This window comes from Streptomyces sp. R-07 (assembly GCF_049913175.1).
Taxonomy (GTDB): Bacteria; Actinomycetota; Actinomycetes; order Streptomycetales; family Streptomycetaceae; genus Streptomyces.
Genome location: NZ_CP183978.1, coordinates 2532739 through 2552079, shown reverse-complemented (window position 1 = coordinate 2552079; position 19341 = coordinate 2532739). Strand labels below are relative to the sequence as shown.

Genomic DNA, 19341 nt, shown 5'->3' with positions numbered 1-19341 from the left:
GGTGATCGAATGCAACTTCGTTGCATAGTGAACGAGTCGCACGGGGGTGCGTGAAGAATGTTCGATCGTCTCTTCGGGAAGCGTGCGGCGGGAGCCGCACGCGGCGGTCCGCTCGCCGGCCTCACCGTCCCCTCCTCGGCGGGCGTGCTCAGCTGCCGGGTGCTCGACCCCGTGCACGAGCCCGTCCGGCAGGCCGAGTTCGTCGTCAGCGACGCGGCGGGCCGCAAGGTCCTGGGCGGCGAGACCGACCCGTACGGCACCGTCCTCGCGACCGTGCCGGCCGGTGAGTACCGAGTCGCCGTCACGTCCGAGGGCTACACGCCGTACCACGGCAGCACCGTCGTCGCCCAGGGCGAACACCAGGGCCTCGGCGACGTCCTGCTCCAGGTCGCGCCCCAGACGCCGCTCCCGGAGCCGGGCGACTGGGAGATCGACCCCGCGCACTCGCAGATCGGCTTCACGGCGCGCCACATCGGCCTCGCACGGATCCACGGACGGTTCAACAGCTTCGCGGGCGCGGTGCGGATCGCCGACCGCATGGAGCACTCCGCGATGCACGTCGTCATCGACGCCGCCTCCATCGACACCGGGGTGCAGATGCGCGACGACCACCTGCGTTCCGGCGACTTCCTCGACGTCGGCGCCTACCCGACGCTGGAGTTCTTCAGCGAGCGCTTCGTCCACCGGGGCGGCAGCCGCTGGGCCGTCACCGGGGCGCTCACCCTCCACGGGGTGAGCCGCACGGTGACTCTCGACACCCAGTACCTGGGCCTCGGGAACGGCCTGGAGGGCGAGACCCGGGGCGCCTGCCGGGCCACCACCGAGCTGCACCGGGAGGACTTCACCCTCACCTGGCAGACTCTGCTCGCGCGGGGGATCGCGGCCGTCGGGTCCAGCATCAGCATCGACCTCGACGTTCAGATCGTGCCCAAGAAGGGCTGACCTCGCGGGTGCTCCGGGTGCTCCGGGTGCTCCGGGTGCTCCGGGCCTCGGGGTCGCGGGCGCTCCGGGCCCAGGGGCGCCCCCGGGCCCTACGGGGCTTCCAGCCAGCCCTCGTACTCGGCGGCCAGCGCGTCGAGCGCAGCCGGGTCGAGGCGGGCGTCCGGGTCCTCGACGACCACCAGCCACTGTGCGTCCTCGGCGTCGTCCTCCCCGGCCAGGGCGTCCCGCACCAGCTGCGGTTCCTCGGCCACGCCGAAACGGTCGGGGAGCTCCCCCGCGAGCTCCTCGGCGGCGTCGCGGTCGGGGAGTACCAGTACGTGTCGTTCACTCACCCCGCCATTCTCGTCCCCTTACCGGGCGGCGGTGTCAGTGGCCCGTGGGATGCTGGATCGCGATGGCCACCAGAAAGACTTCCCCCGACGATCTCCTCGGCCCCGTGACGCTCGCCGTGGGGCAGGAGGACCTGCTCCTCGACCGCGTCGTCCAGGAGGTGGTGGCGGCCGCCCGGGCCGCCGACGCCGACACGGACGTGCGCGACCTCGCCCCCGAGCAGCTCCAGCCCGGGTCGCTGGTCGAGCTCACCAGCCCCTCGCTCTTCGCCGAGCGCAAGGTGCTGGTCGTGCGGAACGCGCACGACCTCTCCGCCGACACGATCAAGGACGTCAAGGCGTACCTCGACGACCCGATCGAGGACATCTCGCTCGTCCTGCTCCACGCCGGCGGCGCCAAGGGCAAGGGGCTGCTCGACGCGGCACGCAAGGCGGGGGCCCGGGAGGTCGCCTGCCCGAAGACGACGAAGCCGGCGGAGCGGCTGACGTTCGTACGGCAGGAGTTCCGGGCCCTCGGGCGGTCGGCCACGCCCGAGGCCTGCCAGGCGCTCGTCGACTCGATCGGCAGCGATCTGCGCGAGCTCGCGTCCGCGGTCTCGCAGCTTGTGTCCGACGTGGACGGGACGATCGACGAGGCCGTCGTCGGGCGCTACTACACGGGCCGTGCCGAGGCCTCCTCCTTCAACGTCGCCGACCGTGCCGTCGAGGGGCGGGCGGCCGAGGCCCTGGAGGCCCTGCGCTGGTCGCTCTCCACCGGGGTCGCGCCCGTGCTCATCACCAGCGCCCTCGCCCAGGGCGTACGGGCGATCGGCAAGCTCTCCTCGGCGCGGGGCGGCCGGCCCGCCGACCTGGCGCGGGAGCTGGGCATGCCGCCCTGGAAGATCGACCGCGTGCGGCAGCAGATGCGGGGCTGGACCCCGGACGGGGTGTCGCTTGCCCTGCGGGCGATCGCGGAGGCGGACGCGGGGGTGAAGGGCGGGGGCGACGACCCGGAGTACGCCCTGGAGAAGGCGGTGGTCGCGGTGGCGCGGGCGGCGAGGTTGCGGCGGTGAGCCGTGGGGTGTGGGGGTGGGCTGTGGCTTGTGCGGGGCTGCGCCGGGCGGGTCGGTCTGTGGCTGGGGCCTGATTTCCCCCCACCCCGCCCCTTCCCGAAACCCTGCCCGGGGCTGGTGGGGGTGAGGGACGGTGTTCTCTCCGGGGGCTCCGCCCCCGGACCCCCGGACCCCCGGACCCCCGGACCCCTGGACCCCGGCGCCGGCCTCGCGCCGCCCGCCCCGGACCCCCACGGCTCGGCGGCAGCTTCGCGCCGCCTGCACGGGCCCGGTGGGCCGGCGCCGGGATCGCGCCGCGCGCCTGCGGGTGGCTTCGCGCCGCTTCACGCCGGACCCTTGTGGCTGGGCGGCGGCTTCGCGCCGCCAGTGCCGGGCTTTGTGTTGGGCGTCCGGCTCTGCACCGTCCGCCTCCGGACCTCCCCGCGGCCCGGCGTCAGCTTCGCCCCGCCCGCACGGGCCGGTGGGCCGGCGTCGGCTTCGCGCCGCGCGCCTTCGGGGTGGCTTCGCGCCGCTTCACGCCGGACCCTTGTGGCTGGGCGGCGGCTCTGTACCGGTCGCCTCGGGGCCTCCCCGCGGCCCTGCGGCGGCTTCGCCTCGCCCTTGCCGGACTCCCGGGGCCGGCGTCAGCTTCGCGCCGCCCAGCCCGGACCTCCACGGCTCGGCGGCGACTTCACGGCGTCGATTCCGGGTTTTGTGTTCGGCGCCGGCTCTGGAGCGTTCGCCTCCGGGCCTCTCCGCGGCCCTGCGGCGGCTTCGTTTCGTTCGTGCCCGGTCCCCATGGCTCCGCAGCAGCCTCGTGGCGCCCGCCGCGGTATCGCGACCCCTGTCGTTCCCTGCCGGGTACGGCGAAGGCCCCGGGCCTCCTGGGGAAGGAGGGCACGGGGCCTTCGGCGTTGAGCTGGTGGGCTCGCACCCGCGTGGCGAACGCGTCCGCGTGCGAGTCCTGGGTGGCCGGGCGGGAGCGGGAGAGAGGGCCCGCTGGGTCCCGTACGGCCGATCACATCAGAGCTCAGCCCTGGAGGGAGGCAACCTTGATCGCCAGCGCCGACTTCTTGTTGGCGGCGGCGTTCTTGTGGATGACACCCTTCGAGACAGCCTTGTCGAGCTGACGCGAGGCGGCGCGAGTGGCAACGGTGGCCTTCTCGAGGTCGCCGGCGGCGACAGCCTCACGGGCCTTGCGGATCGCGGTCTTGAGCGAGGACTTGACGGCCTTGTTGCGCAGGCGCGCCTTCTCGTTCGTCTTGTTCCGCTTGATCTGGGACTTGATGTTCGCCACGAAAAGAGCCTTTACAGGTTCGATGTTCCTTCTGGATGCGCCTCGCAGCTGAGAGGGCATACGAGACACAGCTGTCCACAGTATCAGCCGCCCTCGTGCCCGCCCAAACCGGGCGCCGGGCGCCAGGCATGGGACGATGGTGGCTACGTATCCGTTCTGAACATCGCCCGAGACGAGAACCCTGCGTGCCCGCGACTCCTACCAACGTGCCCGAGCCGAGCCGTACCGACCCGGCTCTGATCCGCAACTTCTGCATCATCGCGCACATCGACCACGGCAAGTCCACGCTCGCCGACCGGATGCTCCAGCTGACCGGTGTGGTCGACCAGCGGCAGATGCGTGCCCAGTATCTCGACCGGATGGACATCGAGCGGGAGCGCGGCATCACGATCAAGTCCCAGGCGGTCCGGCTGCCCTGGGCGCCCACCGACGGGCAGGGTGAGGGCAGGACGCACATCCTGAACATGATCGACACTCCCGGGCACGTCGACTTCACGTACGAGGTCTCGCGGTCCCTCGCGGCCTGTGAGGGCACGGTCCTCCTGGTCGACGCGGCCCAGGGCATCGAGGCGCAGACCCTCGCCAACCTCTACCTGGCGATGGAGAACGACCTCACCATCGTTCCGGTCCTCAACAAGATCGACCTTCCGGCCGCCCAGCCGGAGAAGTTCTCCGAGGAGCTGGCGAACCTCATCGGCTGCCAGCCGGAGGACGTCCTCAAGGTCTCCGCGAAGACCGGCATGGGCGTCGAGGCGCTGCTCGACCGCGTCGTCCGGGACGTCCCGGCCCCGGTCGGTGTCGCCGACGCCCCCGCCCGCGCGATGATCTTCGACTCCGTGTACGACTCGTACCGGGGCGTCGTCACGTACGTCCGTGTCGTCGACGGGCAGCTCAACAAGCGCGAGCGCATCCGGATGATGTCGACCGGCGCCACCCACGAGCTCCTCGAGATCGGTGTCTCGTCGCCGGAGATGACCTCCTCCGACGGTCTCGGTGTCGGTGAGGTCGGCTACATCATCACCGGTGTGAAGGACGTCCGTCAGTCCAAGGTCGGTGACACGATCACCTCCCTGAACCAGGGCGCCACCGAGCCGCTCGGCGGCTACAAGGACCCGAAGCCGATGGTCTTCTCGGGCCTCTACCCGCTGGACGGCTCGGAGTACCCGGACCTCCGCGAGGCCCTCGACAAGCTCCAGCTCAACGACGCCGCGCTGGTCTACGAGCCGGAGACCTCCGCCGCGCTCGGCTTCGGCTTCCGCGTCGGCTTCCTCGGTCTCCTCCACCTCGACGTGATCCGTGAGCGTCTGGAGCGCGAGTTCGGGCTCGACCTGATCGCCACCGCCCCCAACGTGGTCTACCGCGTGGTCATGGAGGACGGCAGCGAGCACACGGTCACGAACCCGAGCGAGTTCCCCGAGGGCAAGATCAACGACGTGTACGAGCCCGTCGTACGCGCCACGATCCTCGCCCCCAGCGAGTTCATCGGCGCGATCATGGAGCTCTGCCAGACCCGTCGCGGCACGCTCATCGGCATGGACTACCTCTCCGAGGACCGGGTCGAGATCCGCTACACCCTGCCCCTCGCCGAGATCGTCTTCGACTTCTTCGACCAGCTGAAGTCCAAGACGCGCGGTTACGCCTCCCTCGACTACGAGCCCACCGGCGAGCAGGCCTCCAGCCTGGTCAAGGTCGACATCCTGCTGCACGGCGACAAGGTGGACGCCTTCTCGGCCGTCACCCACAAGGACGCCGCGTACGCCTACGGTGTCCGGCTCGTCGCCAAGCTGCGCGAGCTCATCCCGCGGCAGGCCTTCGAGGTGCCGATCCAGGCCGCCATCGGCTCCCGGGTCATCGCCCGCGAGACCATTCGCGCCATCCGGAAGGACGTCCTCGCCAAGTGCTACGGCGGTGACATCTCCCGTAAGCGGAAGCTGCTGGAGAAGCAGAAGGAAGGCAAGAAGCGCATGAAGATGGTCGGCTCGGTGGAGGTGCCGCAGGAGGCCTTCATCGCCGTCCTGTCGAGCGACGAGTCCTCCGGCAAGAAGAAGTAACCCAGGACGAGCGAAGTAGCTGTCCTGTGCAACCAACGGGTCCACGCGCCAGGTGCGCGTGGGCCCGTTCGTTATGAAGCGACCGCCTGTAGGGCCTTACGCGCCGGTCCTCGGCCCTTTACTCTGATCCCGGCTCGAAGGTTACTCGCCAGTTAGTTACGAACCACCAGAAGGCACCGCCGCCGCCCGGAGGACGTCGTGAGCGACACACAGACCCAGATCGAGAACCGGCCGCCCTCCGTGGCGTCCCTCTTCCTTGAGCGCGTCGAGCGGACCCCGGATGCGGAGGCCTACCGCTACCCGGTGCCCGCCGCCACCGGCGCCGGCCCGGACGACTGGAAGTCGCTCAGCTGGGGACAGGCCGCCGAGCGGGTCTACGCGATCGCCGCCGGTCTCATCGACCTCGGCGTCCAGGCCGAGGAGCGCGTCGCCCTGGCGTCCTCCACCCGGGTCGAGTGGATCCTCTCCGACCTCGGCGTGATGTGCGCGGGCGCCGCGACCACCACGGTCTACCCGCAGACCAACGCGGAGGAGTCGGCGTTCATCCTCTCCGACTCCGAGTCGAAGGTCCTCATCGCCGAGGACGCGGCCCAGCTGGCCAAGGCCGTCGAGCGCCGCGCCGACCTGCCGAACCTCCACCACGTGGTCGTCCTCGACGCCACCGGCGTCGAGAGCGACGGCGAGTTCGTCCTCTCCCTCGCCGAGCTCGAGGCGCGCGGCAAGGCCTACCTGGAGAAGCACCCCGAGGCGGTCAAGGAGCGGGTCGCCGCGATCACCTCCACGCAGCTCGCCACCCTCATCTACACCTCGGGCACCACCGGCCGCCCCAAGGGCGTCCGCCTCCCGCACGACAACTGGTCGTACATGGCCAAGGCCATCGCCGCCACCGGTCTCGTCACCCAGGACGACGTCCAGTACCTCTGGCTGCCGCTCGCCCACGTCTTCGGCAAGGTCCTCACCTCCGGCCAGATCGAGGTCGGTCACGTCACCGCCGTGGACGGCCGGGTCGACAAGATCATCGAGAACCTGCCGGTGGTCCAGCCGACCTACATGGCGGCCGTGCCCCGCATCTTCGAGAAGGTCTACAACGGGGTCGCCGCCAAGGCCCGCGCCGGCGGCGGCGCCAAGTACAAGATCTTCCAGTGGGCGGCCGAGGTCGCCCGCGCGTACGCCAAGGCCACCCAGGACAACTTCCGCCGCACCGGCACCGCCGCCGCGCCCTTCGGCCTCACGGCGAAGCACAAGGTCGCCGACGCCCTCGTCTACGGCAAGATCCGCGAGGCCTTCGGCGGCAACCTGCGCGCCTGCATCTCCGGATCCGCCGCCCTCGCCCCCGAGATCGGCTACTTCTTCGCCGGCGCCGGCATCCACATCCTGGAGGGGTACGGCCTCACCGAGTCCTCCGCCGCCTCCTTCGTCAACCCGGGCGAGGCCTACCGCACCGGCACCGTCGGCAAGCCGCTCCCCGGCACCGAGGTCCGGATCGCCGACGACGGCGAGATCCTGCTGCGCGGCCCCGGCATCATGGAGGGCTACCACGGCCTCCCGGAGAAGACCTCCGAGGTCCTGGAGTCCGACGGCTGGTTCCACACCGGCGACATCGGCGAGCTGTCCGCCGACGGCTACCTCAGGATCACCGACCGCAAGAAGGACCTGATCAAGACGTCCGGCGGCAAGTACATCGCGCCGGCCGAGGTCGAGGGCCAGTTCAAGGCCGTCTGCCCGTTCGTCTCGAACATCCTCGTCCACGGCGCCGACCGGAACTTCTGCACCGCCCTCATCGCCCTCGACGAGCCCGCCATCCTCGGCTGGGCAGCCGAGCACGACCTGGGCGGCAAGCCGTACGCCGAGGTCGTCGCCGACCCGCGGACCCAGAAGCTGATCCAGGGCTACGTCGACCGCCTCAACGAAGGCCTCCAGCGCTGGCAGACGATCAAGAAGTTCCGCCTGCTGCCGCGCGACCTCGACATCGAGCACGGCGAGCTCACGCCGTCGCTGAAGCTGAAGCGGCCGGTCGTCGAGCGGGAGTACAAGGAGCTCATCGAGGAGATGTACGCGGGGTCGCGGGAGTCCTGACGTCTGGTGCGGGCCGTCACCTCGGGCAGTACGGGACAATGGGGCTCATGCCTTCCGTACTGCCCGATGGTGAGACCGTTCCCGACGACGGGGCGCTGCCCCCGCACGCCCTCGAAGGGGCGGGGGAGCGGCCGCTCGGGTTCTACCTGCACGTGCCGTACTGCGCGACCCGCTGCGGCTACTGCGACTTCAACACGTACACCGCGAGCGAGCTGCGCGGTACGGGCGGTGTCCTCGCCTCCCGCGACAACTACGCCGAGCAGGTCGTCGAGGAGATCCGGCTCGCCCGCAAGGTCCTCGGGGACGACCCGCGGCCCGTGCGGACCGTCTTCGTCGGCGGCGGCACGCCCACGCTCCTCGCCGCCGGGGACCTCGTACGGATGCTGGGGGCCGTACGGGACGAGTTCGGGCTCGCCGACGACGCCGAGGTGACGACGGAGGCCAATCCGGAGTCCGTCGACCCGGCCTACCTCGCCGAGCTGCGCGCCGGCGGATTCAACCGGATCTCCTTCGGGATGCAGAGCGCCCGGCAGCACGTACTGAAGATCCTCGACCGCACGCACACGCCGGGCCGTCCCGAGGCGTGCGTCGGCGAGGCGCGCGCCGCCGGGTTCGAGCACGTCAACCTCGACCTGATCTACGGCACCCCTGGTGAGTCCGACGACGACTGGCGGGCCTCCCTGGAGGCGGCGATCGGCGCCGGACCGGATCACGTCAGCGCGTACGCCCTGATCGTCGAGGAGGGGACGCAGCTCGCGCGGCGGATCCGGCGCGGTGAGGTGCCGATGACCGACGACGACGTGCACGCCGACCGCTACCTGATCGCGGACTCCGTCCTCGCCGAGGCCGGATTCGAGTGGTACGAGGTGTCCAACTGGGCCACCTCGGAGGCCGGGCGCTGCCTCCACAACGAGCTGTACTGGCGTGGCGCGGACTGGTGGGGGGCCGGGCCCGGGGCCCACTCGCACGTCGGGGGCGTCCGCTGGTGGAACGTGAAGCACCCGGGGACGTACGCGGCCGCCCTCGCCGCCGGGAAGACGCCGGGGGCCGGGCGGGAGCTGCTCTCCGACGAGGACCGCCGGGTGGAGCGCATCCTCCTCGAACTGCGGCTCCGCGAGGGCGTCGAGCTGTCGCTCCTCAGGCCGGCGGGGCTCGCCGCGTCCCGGAAGGCCCTGGAGGACGGTCTCCTCGACGCGGAGCCGTACGCGGCGGGGCGGGCCGTCCTGACCCTGCGCGGCCGCCTGCTCGCCGACGCGGTGGTGCGGGACCTGGTGGACTAGCCCGCCGCGCGCGTTGACCGGCCGTTCCGCCGGGCCGTCACCCCCGCCGCCCCCGTTGTGGGCAGCCGCCGCGCTGGGCCGCCCCCCGTTGTGGGCGCGTCCGCCGAGCCGGCACCCCGCCCACCCCCGTTGTGGGCATACGTTCCGCCGGGGCGGAACGGGTGGGCACACCGGACGGCGCCCCGTGCCGGGCCTAGGCTTTCGCGTCCTGGCCCGCACCCCTTGGTGCGCCGCGTTCGTGGTGCGGGTCCAGGCGCGGAAGGCGGAGGCGCCCGCCGAGGGCGCCGTCCCGTGTGCCCAGCCCTGCGGGACGATTGCCCACACGGCGGGGGCGGAGGCGGGCGCATGCCCGCGCGGGGGTCCCGTTACGGGGCCGTCACGTGGTCGATCAGGTGTTCCACGGCGCCCAGGAGCTCCGGTTCCAGGTCCTTGTAGGAGTGGACGCGCTTGAGGATCGCCTGCCAGACCGCGCCCGTGTTGTCCGAGGGCCAGCCCAGGGCCTGGCAGACGCCTGTCTTCCAGTCCTGGCCCCGGGGGACCCGCGGCCAGGCGCGGATGCCCAGGGCGGACGGCTTCACCGCTTCCCAGACGTCGATGTACGGGTGGCCGACGACCAGGACGTCCGGGGACGTCACCTGGGCGGCGATCCTCGACTCCTTCGAGCCCGGGACCAGGTGGTCCACCAGGACGCCGAGCCGGGCGTCCGGTGCCGGGCCGAACTCCGCGACGATCGCCGGCAGGTCGTCGACGCCCTCCAGGTACTCCACGACCACGCCCTCGATCCGCAGGTCGTCGCCCCAGACCCGCTCCACGAGCTCCGCGTCGTGGCGGCCCTCGACGTAGATCCGGCCCGCCCTCGCCACACGCGCGCGTGCGCCCGGGACCGCGACCGAGCCGGAGGCCGTACGGGTGGGGCGTACCGGCGACGACGCGGCCGGGCGGACCAGGGTCACGACCCGGCCCTCCAGGAGGAAGCCGCGCGGTTCCAGCGGGAAGACCCGGTGCTTGCCGAAGCGGTCCTCCAGGGTCACCGTGCCCGCCTCGCAGCGGATCACCGCCCCGCAGAAGCCCGTGCCGACCTCCTCGACGACCAGGTCGAGGTCCGCCGGGACCTCCGGGACGGGGGCCGACTTCTTCCAAGGGGGCGTCAAGTCCGGGTTGTAGCTGCGCATTCGGGCGACGTTATGACACCTCGAAGCGGCGTGCCAGTTCACCGCGCTGGGCCCGTACGAACGTGGCGTCCACCACCGCGCCGTGCCCCGGCACGTACGCCGCCTCCTCGCCGCCCAGGGCCAGCAGGCGGTCCAGGGCGTCCGGCCAGCGGGACGGGATCGCGTCCGGGCCCGCCTGCGGCTCGCCCGACTCCTCCACCAGGTCGCCGCAGAAGACGACCTCGCGCGGCCCCGGAACGCAGAGCGCCAGGTCGTGGCCCGTGTGGCCGGGGCCCACGTTCGCCAGGAGGACCTGGCGGTCGCCCAGGTCGAGCGTCCACTCGCCCGAGACCACGTGCCGCGGGGCCACCAGGACGTCCGCCGCCTCCGCGGCCGCCGTCGCGTCCAGTCCCTGCCGCACCCCGTCCAGGCGCAGTTCCTCCCGCTCCCGCGCACTGGCGAGGAGATCGTCCGAACCCACCGCGCCGAAGACCTCCGCGCCCGCGAACGCCGCCGTGCCGAAGACGTGGTCGAAGTGGGGGTGGCTGAGTGCGATGTGCGTCACCTTCCGGCCGCCCGTGAGTCCCGTCACCTGGGCCCGCAGCTCGGCGCCCTCCGCGAGCGAGGACCCCGTGTCGTACAGCAGCAGCGCCCGGGAGCCCACGACCAGGCCCACCGTGGCGTCCCAGCCGGGCAGTCGGCGCCTGCCGACGCCGTCCGCCAGCCGCTCCCAGCCGTACGCTTCCCAATCGATGTCCATGGGGCGACGCTAACCGGTGCGGGCGCCGCCTCCTTGCCAGGAGCGATGCCCGCCGCCGTACACTGGCCGGGGGATCGCTGGCACTCGGACAGGGCGAGTGCCAAAAGCGGAGCAACCGGAACGACGACGACAGCTGGAGGTGCGCACGATGCTCAGCGAACGCAGACTCGAGGTCCTGCGCGCCATCGTCCAGGACTACGTCGGGACGGAGGAGCCCGTCGGCTCCAAGGCGCTCACCGAGCGCCACAAGCTCGGCGTGTCGCCCGCCACCGTGCGCAACGACATGGCCGTCCTGGAGGAGGAGGGCTTCATCGCCCAGCCTCACACCAGTGCCGGCCGCATCCCGACCGACAAGGGCTACCGGCTCTTCGTCGACCGGCTCGCCGGCGTCAAGCCGCTGTCGACGCCCGAGCGGCGCGCGATCCACAACTTCCTCGACGGAGCCGTCGACCTCGACGACGTCGTCGGGCGTACCGTACGGCTGCTCGCCCAGCTGACCCGCCAGGTCGCCGTCGTGCAGTACCCCTCGCTGACCCGCTCGACCGTCCGGCACGTGGAACTGCTCTCGCTGGCCCCCGCCCGCCTGATGCTCGTCCTCATCACGGACACCGGCCGGGTCGAGCAGCGCCTCGTCGACTGCCCCGCCCCCTTCGGCGAGACCTCGCTCGCCGATCTCCGGGCCCGGCTCAACAGCCGGGTCGTCGGCCGCCGGTTCGCCGACGTGCCGCAGCTGGTGCAGGACCTCCCCGAGTCCTTCGAGGAGGTCGAGGACCGCGCCACGGTCTCGACCGTGCTCGCGACCCTCCTCGAATCGCTCGTCGAGGAGCACGAGGAGCGGCTGATGATCGGCGGAACCGCCAATCTCACCCGCTTCGGACACGACTTCCCCCTGATGATCAGGCCCGTCCTGGAAGCCCTGGAGGAGCAGGTCGTGCTCCTCAAGCTGCTCGGCGAGGCCAAGGAATCGGGCATGACCGTACGCATCGGGCACGAGAACGCCCACGAGGGGCTGAGCTCCACGTCCGTCGTCTCGGTCGGCTACGGTTCGGGCGGCGAGGCAGTCGCCAAACTCGGCGTGGTCGGACCGACCCGCATGGACTACCCCGGAACGATGGGAGCGGTACGCGCAGTGGCACGTTACGTCGGACAGATCCTGGCGGAGTCGTAAGTGGCCACGGACTACTACGCCGTACTCGGCGTGCGCCGCGACGCTTCCCAGGACGAGATCAAGAAGGCGTTCCGGAGGCTCGCGCGCGAGCTGCACCCGGACGTCAATCCCGATCCGAAGACGCAGGAACGCTTCAAGGAGATCAACGCCGCCTACGAGGTCCTCTCGGACCCGCAGAAGAAGCAGGTCTACGACCTGGGCGGCGACCCGCTGTCGGCCTCCGGCGGAGGCGGCGCGGGCGGCTTCGGGGCCGGTGGCTTCGGCAACTTCTCCGACATCATGGACGCCTTCTTCGGCACGGCCTCGCAGCGCGGCCCGCGCTCGCGCACCCGCCGCGGCCAGGACGCCATGATCCGTCTGGAGATCGACCTCAACGAGGCGGCCTTCGGCACGACCAAGGACATCCAGGTCGACACGGCGGTCGTCTGCACCACCTGTTCGGGTGAGGGTGCCGCGCCCGGCACCACCGCGCAGACCTGTGACATGTGCCGCGGCCGCGGCGAGGTCTCCCAGGTCACCCGGTCCTTCCTCGGCCAGGTCATGACCTCCCGGCCCTGCCCGCAGTGCCAGGGCTTCGGCACCGTCGTCCCGACCCCGTGCCCCGAGTGCGCGGGCGACGGCCGGGTCCGTTCCCGCCGCACCCTCACGGTCAAGATCCCGGCCGGCGTCGACAACGGCACCCGCATCCAGCTCGCGGGCGAGGGTGAGGTCGGCCCCGGCGGCGGCCCCGCCGGCGACCTGTACGTCGAGATCCACGAGACGCCGCACGAGACGTTCCAGCGGCGTGGCGACGACCTGCACTGCACCGTCACCATCCCGATGACGGCGGGCGCGCTCGGCACCAAGGTGCCGCTGCAGACCCTCGACGGCGTCGAGGAGATCGACATCCGGCCGGGCACGCAGTCCGGCCAGTCGATCCCGCTGCACGGCCGCGGCGTCACGCACCTGCGGGGCAACGGCCGGGGCGACCTGATCGTGCACGTCGAGGTGACGACCCCGGGCAAGCTGGACGCGGAGCAGGAGCGGCTCCTGCGCGAACTGGCCAAGCTGCGCGGCGAGGAACGGCCCACGGGGCAGTTCCAGCCGGGGCAGCAGGGGCTGTTCTCGCGCCTGAAGGACGCGTTCAACGGGCGGTAGGCCTGTATGTACGGAAAGGGGCGGTATCCATGAATGGATACCGCCCCTTTCCGTATCGCTTCCCACGGCATGAAACGATGCCCATATGTCCACCACCGCACTGAACGATCTCTCTCGGTTTCCGATCGTGCAGGCCCCCATGGCGGGTGGCGCCTCCTGTCCCGAGCTCGTCGGAGCGGTCTGCGAGGCCGGGGCGCTCGGCTTCCTCGCCGGCGGCTACAAGACGGCCGGAGGCCTCTACCAGGAGATCAAGCAGGTCCGCGGGCTCACCGCGCGGCCCTTCGGCGTCAACCTCTTCATGCCGCAGGACGGCCGGCCCGCCGACCCCGCCGCCGTCGAGGTCTACCGCCACCAGCTCGCCGGCGAGGCCACCTGGTACGAGACCCCGCTCGGCGAGACCGACGACTCCCGCGACGACGCCTACGACGCCAAGCTGGCCATCCTCCTGGAGGACCCGGTCCCCGTCGTCTCCTTCACCTTCGGCTGCCCCGCGAAGGAGACGTTCCACGCCTTCGACCGCGTCGGCACGTACACGATCGTCACCGTCACCTCCGCGGAGGAGGCCCTCGCCGCGGAGCGGGCCGGCGCCGACGCCGTCTGCGTCCAGGGCGTCGAGGCCGGCGGGCACCAGGGCACCTTCCGCGACGACCCGGCCGACGAAGGCGCTCCCGGCACCGGGCTCCTCACCCTCGTCACCCAGGTCCGCGAGGCCGTCGCGCTGCCGATGGTCGCCGCCGGAGGGATCATGCGCGGCGCGCAGATCGCCGCCGTCCTCGCCGCCGGTGCCGACGCCGCCCAGCTCGGCACCGCCTTCCTCTGCTGCCCCGAGTCGGGCGCCCACCCGCTGCACAAGCGGGCCCTGACCGACCCGCTGTTCACCCGGACCGCCCTCACCCGGGCCTTCTCCGGGCGCCCGGCGCGCGGTCTCGTCAACCGCTTCATGCGCGAGCACGGGCCGTACGCCCCCGCCGCCTACCCCGAGATCCACCACCTCACCGCCCCGCTCCGCAAGGCCGCCGCCACCGCCGGAGACGCCCAGGGCATGGCCCTGTGGGCCGGCCAGGGACACCGCCTCGCCCGCGCACTCCCCGCCGGGCAGCTGGTCGAGGTGCTGGCCGCCGAACTCGACACCGCCCTCTCCGGGCCGCCCCACAGGAGCGCCTCATGACCGCACCCGTCTTCGTCGTCGACACCGTCCCCGGTGCCGGGAGTTTCCTCCTGGACGGGCCCGAGGGGCGGCACGCCGTCTCCGTGAAGCGGCTGCGGGCCGGGGAGGAGCTCGTGCTCGCCGACGGGCGGGGCCGCTGGGCCGAGTGCGTGGTGGTCTCCGCCGAGGGCAAGGACGAGCTCACCGTGCGGGTCGACGAGGTCCACGAGGACCCCGAGGAGGAGCCGCGGATCACCGTCGTCCAGGCGCTCCCCAAGGGCGACCGGGGCGAGCTCGCCGTCGAGACCATGACGGAGACCGGGGTGGACGCGATCGTGCCCTGGGCCGCCTCCCGCTGCATCACCCAGTGGAAGGGCGACCGGGGCCTCAAGGCGCTCGCCAAGTGGCGGTCCACCGCGCGCGAGGCCGGCAAGCAGTCGCGCCGCACCCGCTTCCCCGAGGTCGCCGACCTCATGACGACCAAGCAGCTCGCCGCCCTCCTCGCGGACGCCGACTTCGCGGCCGTCCTGCACGAGGACCGCGACCACCCCAGCGGGGCGCTTGCCACCGCCGAACTCCCGGCCAAGGGCTCGATCGTGCTGATCGTCGGCCCCGAGGGCGGGGTCTCCCCGGACGAGCTCGCCGCCTTCGAGGCCGCGGGGGCGAAGCCGTACCGCCTCGGCCGCAGCGTCCTGCGCACCTCGACGGCGGGTACGGCGGCCACGGCCCTGGTCCTGGGGCGCACGGGCCGCTGGAGCTAACCCTCCCCGGGCGCCGTGAGCGTGTCGTAGAGCGGCCAGGCGTTCTCCTCGCGGACGCCGTGGGCGGTGGGGAGGAGCCCGCGGGCCGCGGCCTCCTCCAGGAACCGGCTTACGACTCCGGGCTTGTTCAGGTTCAGGACGTCGCCGCCGGTCGAGGCCACGTCGCCCAGGCCGAAGGGGTATCCGGCCACGATGCGGCCCGGGCCGTCCCGGAAGACCAGCCGGAGCTGCGCGTGGCGGTGCTCCGCGCGGCGCAGGGAGAGCACGGTCCGGCAGTCGGGGTGCCGGTGCCGGACGTTCCAGAGCCACACCGTGCCGTCCACCGTCAGCCTGCGCGGCGCGCCTTCCCGTCTCATGCCGCGCACCCTACGCCCCGCGCCCTGCCGAACCCGGTGGACGGCGACCCCCGGACGCTCCTTAGGCTGACCCGCATGGCCGACGAGTCCCCCCTCATCCGCAGTCTGCGCGCCGCCGTGGCCGCCGCCCCCGGTGACGTACCCCTGCGCCTCCACTTCGCCGAACTCCTCCTTGCGGAGGGGCGGAACGACGAGGCCGTCGCGGAGGCGGCCGTCGCGCTCCAGCACGCGCCCGGTGACGCGGACGCGCGTGCGCTGATGGTGCGGGCCATGGGGATGCCCGCCGTGCAGCCCCGGAAGCCCGCACCCGCGCCGGTTCCTGAGGAGGCCGAGTCCGCGGCCGCGCCGGTTCCCGAGGAGCCCGACGAGCCCGCACCGGTTTCTGGAGCGCCCGCGCCCTCCTTCGACTGGGACGCCGCCGAGCAGCAGGTCCAGGACCTCGTCGGGCCCCGGTTCCTGGACGCCCCGCAGGCGGACGGCGGCGAGGGGACCGCCGGGGACGCCGCCGCCTGGGACGTCGACGCCCCCGGCGCCGTACGCCTCGCCGACGTCGGCGGCATGGACGAGGTCAAGGAGCGCCTGGAGGCCGCCTTCCTCGCGCCCATGCGCAACCCCGAACTGCGCAGGCTGTACGGCAAGTCGCTCCGCGGCGGCCTGCTCCTCTACGGGCCTCCCGGCTGCGGCAAGACCTTCATCGCGCGGGCCGTCGCCGGCGAGCTCGGCGCCAACTTCCTCACCGTCTCGCTCTCCGACGTCCTCGACATGTGGATCGGGGCCTCCGAGAAGAACATCCACGACATCTTCGAGACCGCCCGCCGCCAGGCGCCCTGCGTCGTCTTCCTCGACGAGCTGGACGCCCTCGGCGCCAAGCGCTCGCGCACGCACCACAGCGGCCTGCGCAACGTCGTCAACCAGCTCCTCACCGAGCTCGACGGCATCGCGAGCGGCGCCGGCAACGAAGGCGTCTTCGTGCTCGCCGCGACCAACGTGCCCTGGGACGTGGACATCGCGCTGCGCCGCCCGGGCCGCCTCGACCGCACCCTGCTCGTGCTGCCGCCCGACGCCGCCGCCCGCGAGTCGATCCTCCGCTACCACCTGCGGGAGCGCCCGATCGAGGCCGTCGACCTCGGCAAGCTCGTCAAGGCCACCGAGGACTTCTCCGGCGCGGACCTCGCCCACGTCTGCGAGACGGCCGCCGAGGCCGCGCTCCTCGACTCCGCCCGCTCCGGCTCCGTACGCCTGATCACCACCAAGGACCTGCTGGGCGCGGCCAAGCAGATCAAGCCGTCCACGGAGCCGTGGTTCGCCGCCGCCCGGAACGTCGCCATGTTCGCCAACGAGGGCGGGCTCTACGACGACCTCCTCGCCCACCTCAAGCGGAAGCGCAAGCTGTGACCGCCTCCACCGCACTCGCCCGCGCCGAGGCGCTCTACGAGACCGGGCGCTACGCGCAGGCCGGTGAACTCGTCGCCCAGCACCTGGCGACCGACCCGGAGGACGCCGAGGCGCTCGTCCTGCTCGCCCGCTGCCACCACCGGGCCGGCGCCCGGGCCGCCGCCCTGACCGCCGTCGACCAGGCGCTGCGCGCCGAACCCGAGCTGCTCGGGGGCTGGCTGATGCGCGTCCACATCCTCCTCGGCGACCGGCGGTTCCAGGAGGCCGAGTCCACCGCCCGGCGCGCCGTCGAACTCGCCCCGCAGTACTGGGGCACCCACTACGCGCTCGGCACCGCCCTCGCCGAGCACGGCGAACACGCCCGCACGCCCGCGCGTACCGTCGAGGCGTACGAGGCGGCGCGGGCCGCCGTCAGCCTCGCACCCGAGGAGGACGCGGCGCACTTCCTGGTCGGCCTCACCGCCCAGCGGCGCGGCGACCACGCCACCGCCCAGCGGGCGTACGAGACGACGCTGCGCCTCAACCCGCAGAGCAGCGAGGCCCACAACAACCTCTCGCTGCTGCGGCTGCGCCGCCGCTGGTTCCGGCGCGGTGCCTGGACCCAGGCCGCCGAGGGCTTCGTCGCCTCCGCCGCGCTCGACCTCCAGGACCGCAAGGCCCGCTACAACCTGGAGGCGATGGCCTGGAACACCGCCGCGGGCGCCCGCTGGGTCGCCCTCCTCGGCTTCGTGGCCTCCGCCGTCGCCATCTCCGCGATCCCCGGCCGCGCGACCTGGGCCGACGCGGCCGTCCCGCTCCTGGCCGGCACGGTCGTGCTCGTCGGAGCCTGGACCGGGTGGGCCGTGTGGATGGCCCGCCGGGTGCCGCCCCGGCTGCGCCGCCCCCTGCTCCTCGTGGCGCAGAGCTGCCGGCCCGTGCTGTTCATGGCCGGGGCCGTCGGACTCCTCGGCCTCTACTCGCTCGTCTCCCTCGCCCTGTGGTCCTTCGACTCCGGCGTGGTGAGCGGATTCGGCACGCCCCTGTTCTGGGGCGTGATCATCACGTACTGGGTGAGCCGCTCGGCGCTCAACCGCCGTGCGCCGAAGGACTGAGGCTTCTCCGTCGGCTGTCGGAGGCGGCGGATAGCATGACCGGGTAGTGATCGTCGGCAATCGTCATCAGATCGCCATCAGACCGAGGAGGTCCGGGACATGGCCGGAGAGCCGCAGAGCGACTGCCTGTTCTGCAAGATCGCGGAAGGGGAGGTGCCGGCGACGATCGTGCGCGAGACGGAGACGACCGTCGCGTTCCGCGACATCAACCCGCAGGCGCCCACGCACATCCTCGTGATCCCGCGCGTCCACTACCCCGACGCCGCCTCGCTGGCCGCCGCCGCGCCGTCCGTCGCCGCCGACATACTGCGCGAGGCGGGCACGATCGCCGAGCAGGAGAAGATCGACGGCAGCGGCTTCCGGATCGTCTTCAACACCGGCGCCGGCGCCGGCCAGACCGTCTTCCACGCCCACGCGCACGTGCTGGGCGGCCGCGGTCTCAACTGGCCCCCCGGATAGCCCGTGTCCGTACGCGAACTGGTGGTCCTCGGGACCGCGAGCCAGGTCCCGACCCGGCACCGCAACCACAACGGCTACGTGCTGCGCTGGGACGGCCGGGGCATCCTCTTCGACCCCGGCGAGGGCACCCAGCGGCAGATGGTGCGGGCCGGGGTCGCCGCGCACGACCTCGACCGGATCTGCGTCACGCACTTCCACGGCGACCACTCGCTCGGCCTGGCCGGGGTGATCCAGCGGATCAACCTCGATCAGGTCCCGCACCCGGTCACCGCCCACTACCCGGCGAGCGGGCAGCGCTTCTTCGAGCGGCTGCGGTACGCCACGGCCTACCGCGAGACGGTGAAGCTGACGGAGGCACCGGTGGCCGCCGACGGGCCGCTCGCCGTCACCGAGGACTTCACGCTGGATGCCCGCCGGCTCTCCCATCCCGTGGAGTCGTACGGCTACCGGATCACCGAGCCCGACGGGCGCCGCATCCTGCCCGAGAAGCTCGCCGCGCACGGCATCAAGGGCCCCGACGTCGGCCGGATCCAGCGTGACGGCAGCCTGAACGGCGTCACCCTCGACGAGGTCAGCGAGGTCCGGCGCGGGCAGCGCTTCGCCTTCGTCATGGACACCCGGCTCTGCGACGGGGTCCACGCCCTCGCCGAAGGCGCCGACATGCTCGTCATCGAGTCGACCTTCCTCGACGAGGACGCCCGGCTCGCCACCGACCACGGCCATCTGACGGCCGGACAGGCCGCCGCCGTCGCACGGGACGCGGGTGTCCGGCATCTCGTCCTGACCCACTTCTCGCAGCGCTACTCCGAGCCCGCCGAGTTCGAACGCCAGGCGCGGGCGGCCGGGTTCGACGGCGAACTGAGCATCGCCCAGGACCTCATGAGGGTCCCCGTACCGAAACGAACGTGAA

General features: G+C 72.4%; 18 protein-coding genes. 13 read left to right on the top strand and 5 right to left on the bottom strand.

The features are described from left to right. Positions 1 to 57 precede the first annotated feature (57 nt). A complete protein-coding gene (locus ACN9M0_RS11540; protein ID WP_366035806.1) occupies positions 58 to 942 on the top strand; it encodes a YceI family protein in 885 nt (294 codons plus the stop codon). Between the two features lie 89 nt (positions 943 to 1031). Here ACN9M0_RS11540 and ACN9M0_RS11535 read toward each other — a convergent pair whose 3' ends face one another. Continuing rightward, complete coding sequence (locus ACN9M0_RS11535; protein ID WP_351183055.1) at positions 1032 to 1274, bottom strand: hypothetical protein; 243 nt, start codon at positions 1272 to 1274, stop codon at positions 1032 to 1034. A 62-nt stretch (positions 1275 to 1336) separates the two neighbouring features. Here ACN9M0_RS11535 and holA point away from each other — a divergent pair, with 62 nt between their 5' ends. Then, entirely contained in the window at positions 1337 to 2323 is a 987-nt protein-coding gene (gene holA, locus ACN9M0_RS11530; protein ID WP_399698219.1) for a DNA polymerase III subunit delta, read from the top strand. A gap of 1009 nt (positions 2324 to 3332) precedes the next feature. Here the strand turns inward: holA and rpsT are convergent. Beyond that, on the bottom strand, positions 3333 to 3599 hold the full coding sequence (gene rpsT, locus ACN9M0_RS11525; RefSeq protein ID WP_093876150.1) for a 30S ribosomal protein S20: 267 nt from the start codon (positions 3597 to 3599) through the stop codon (positions 3333 to 3335). Positions 3600 to 3784: 185 nt separating this feature from the next. Between rpsT and lepA the strand changes: the two genes are divergently transcribed. The 3 genes from lepA to hemW all read left to right on the top strand — a co-directional run bounded on the left by lepA (position 3785) and on the right by hemW (position 9006). Next, positions 3785 to 5650, top strand: coding sequence for a translation elongation factor 4 (gene lepA, locus ACN9M0_RS11520; protein ID WP_366035808.1), 1866 nt, complete (start codon positions 3785 to 3787; stop codon positions 5648 to 5650). Between the two features lie 198 nt (positions 5651 to 5848). Further along, entirely contained in the window at positions 5849 to 7726 is a 1878-nt protein-coding gene (locus ACN9M0_RS11515) for an AMP-dependent synthetase/ligase (RefSeq protein ID WP_366035809.1), read from the top strand. Between the two features lie 38 nt (positions 7727 to 7764). Then, positions 7765 to 9006, top strand: a complete 1242-nt coding sequence (gene hemW, locus ACN9M0_RS11510; RefSeq protein WP_366035810.1) for a radical SAM family heme chaperone HemW — start codon at positions 7765 to 7767, stop codon at positions 9004 to 9006. 365 nt (positions 9007 to 9371) lie between these two features. On the opposite strand, the gene ACN9M0_RS11505 is transcribed toward hemW, so the two are convergent. Together ACN9M0_RS11505 and ACN9M0_RS11500 are read right to left on the bottom strand one after the other, a co-directional pair. Further along, positions 9372 to 10178 carry a DUF3097 domain-containing protein gene (locus ACN9M0_RS11505; RefSeq protein ID WP_366035811.1) on the bottom strand — a complete coding sequence of 269 codons (807 nt, stop codon included), beginning with the start codon at positions 10176 to 10178 and terminating at the stop codon, positions 9372 to 9374. Positions 10179 to 10188: 10 nt separating this feature from the next. Next, positions 10189 to 10917 (bottom strand): MBL fold metallo-hydrolase, encoded by a 729-nt coding sequence (locus tag ACN9M0_RS11500; RefSeq protein WP_366035812.1) that lies wholly within the window; start codon positions 10915 to 10917, stop codon positions 10189 to 10191. Positions 10918 to 11065: 148 nt separating this feature from the next. Between ACN9M0_RS11500 and hrcA the strand changes: the two genes are divergently transcribed. The 4 genes from hrcA to ACN9M0_RS11480 all read left to right on the top strand — a co-directional run bounded on the left by hrcA (position 11066) and on the right by ACN9M0_RS11480 (position 15130). Further along, on the top strand, positions 11066 to 12085 hold the full coding sequence (gene hrcA / locus ACN9M0_RS11495) for a heat-inducible transcriptional repressor HrcA (protein ID WP_189829570.1): 1020 nt from the start codon (positions 11066 to 11068) through the stop codon (positions 12083 to 12085). Further along, positions 12086 to 13222 (top strand): molecular chaperone DnaJ, encoded by a 1137-nt coding sequence (dnaJ, locus tag ACN9M0_RS11490; RefSeq protein ID WP_366035813.1) that lies wholly within the window; start codon positions 12086 to 12088, stop codon positions 13220 to 13222. An 85-nt stretch (positions 13223 to 13307) separates the two neighbouring features. Then, positions 13308 to 14390 carry a nitronate monooxygenase gene (locus ACN9M0_RS11485; RefSeq protein ID WP_366035814.1) on the top strand — a complete coding sequence of 361 codons (1083 nt, stop codon included), beginning with the start codon at positions 13308 to 13310 and terminating at the stop codon, positions 14388 to 14390. After that, the gene (locus tag ACN9M0_RS11480; protein WP_366035815.1) at positions 14387 to 15130 is read left to right on the top strand and encodes a 16S rRNA (uracil(1498)-N(3))-methyltransferase; all 744 of its coding nucleotides are present in this window, start codon (positions 14387 to 14389) and stop codon (positions 15128 to 15130) included. The genes ACN9M0_RS11485 and ACN9M0_RS11480 overlap by 4 nt, the downstream gene beginning before the upstream one ends. Here the strand turns inward: ACN9M0_RS11480 and ACN9M0_RS11475 are convergent. Then, on the bottom strand, positions 15127 to 15486 hold the full coding sequence (locus tag ACN9M0_RS11475) for a hypothetical protein (protein ID WP_426403548.1): 360 nt from the start codon (positions 15484 to 15486) through the stop codon (positions 15127 to 15129). The two genes, ACN9M0_RS11480 and ACN9M0_RS11475, sit on opposite strands and share 4 nt — an antisense overlap. Positions 15487 to 15561: 75 nt before the next feature. On the opposite strand from ACN9M0_RS11475, the gene ACN9M0_RS11470 reads away from it, so the two are divergent. The 4 genes from ACN9M0_RS11470 to ACN9M0_RS11455 all read left to right on the top strand — a co-directional run bounded on the left by ACN9M0_RS11470 (position 15562) and on the right by ACN9M0_RS11455 (position 19340). Next, the gene (locus ACN9M0_RS11470; protein ID WP_366035817.1) at positions 15562 to 16881 is read left to right on the top strand and encodes an AAA family ATPase; all 1320 of its coding nucleotides are present in this window, start codon (positions 15562 to 15564) and stop codon (positions 16879 to 16881) included. Then, positions 16878 to 17972 carry a tetratricopeptide repeat protein gene (locus ACN9M0_RS11465; protein ID WP_366035818.1) on the top strand — a complete coding sequence of 365 codons (1095 nt, stop codon included), beginning with the start codon at positions 16878 to 16880 and terminating at the stop codon, positions 17970 to 17972. Before ACN9M0_RS11470 ends, ACN9M0_RS11465 begins: the two co-directional genes overlap by 4 nt. A gap of 99 nt (positions 17973 to 18071) precedes the next feature. Continuing rightward, the gene (locus ACN9M0_RS11460; protein WP_366035819.1) at positions 18072 to 18431 is read left to right on the top strand and encodes a histidine triad nucleotide-binding protein; all 360 of its coding nucleotides are present in this window, start codon (positions 18072 to 18074) and stop codon (positions 18429 to 18431) included. 3 nt (positions 18432 to 18434) lie between these two features. Continuing rightward, positions 18435 to 19340: a ribonuclease Z gene (locus ACN9M0_RS11455; RefSeq protein ID WP_366035820.1), complete on the top strand. Its 906-nt coding sequence runs from the start codon at positions 18435 to 18437 to the stop codon at positions 19338 to 19340. Position 19341: the final 1 nt, after the last annotated feature.

Coding starts and splice junctions, on each gene's coding strand:
- ACN9M0_RS11540 (WP_366035806.1), top strand. CDS start 58: ATGTTCGATCGTCTCTTCGGGAAGCGTGCGGCGGGAGCCGCACGCGGC.
- holA (WP_399698219.1), top strand. CDS start 1,337: ATGGCCACCAGAAAGACTTCCCCCGACGATCTCCTCGGCCCCGTGACG.
- hemW (WP_366035810.1), top strand. CDS start 7,765: ATGGGGCTCATGCCTTCCGTACTGCCCGATGGTGAGACCGTTCCCGAC.
- ACN9M0_RS11505 (WP_366035811.1), bottom strand. CDS start 10,178: ATGCGCAGCTACAACCCGGACTTGACGCCCCCTTGGAAGAAGTCGGCC.
- ACN9M0_RS11500 (WP_366035812.1), bottom strand. CDS start 10,917: ATGGACATCGATTGGGAAGCGTACGGCTGGGAGCGGCTGGCGGACGGC.
- hrcA (WP_189829570.1), top strand. CDS start 11,066: ATGCTCAGCGAACGCAGACTCGAGGTCCTGCGCGCCATCGTCCAGGAC.
- ACN9M0_RS11485 (WP_366035814.1), top strand. CDS start 13,308: ATGTCCACCACCGCACTGAACGATCTCTCTCGGTTTCCGATCGTGCAG.
- ACN9M0_RS11480 (WP_366035815.1), top strand. CDS start 14,387: ATGACCGCACCCGTCTTCGTCGTCGACACCGTCCCCGGTGCCGGGAGT.
- ACN9M0_RS11475 (WP_426403548.1), bottom strand. CDS start 15,486: ATGAGACGGGAAGGCGCGCCGCGCAGGCTGACGGTGGACGGCACGGTG.
- ACN9M0_RS11470 (WP_366035817.1), top strand. CDS start 15,562: ATGGCCGACGAGTCCCCCCTCATCCGCAGTCTGCGCGCCGCCGTGGCC.
- ACN9M0_RS11460 (WP_366035819.1), top strand. CDS start 18,072: ATGGCCGGAGAGCCGCAGAGCGACTGCCTGTTCTGCAAGATCGCGGAA.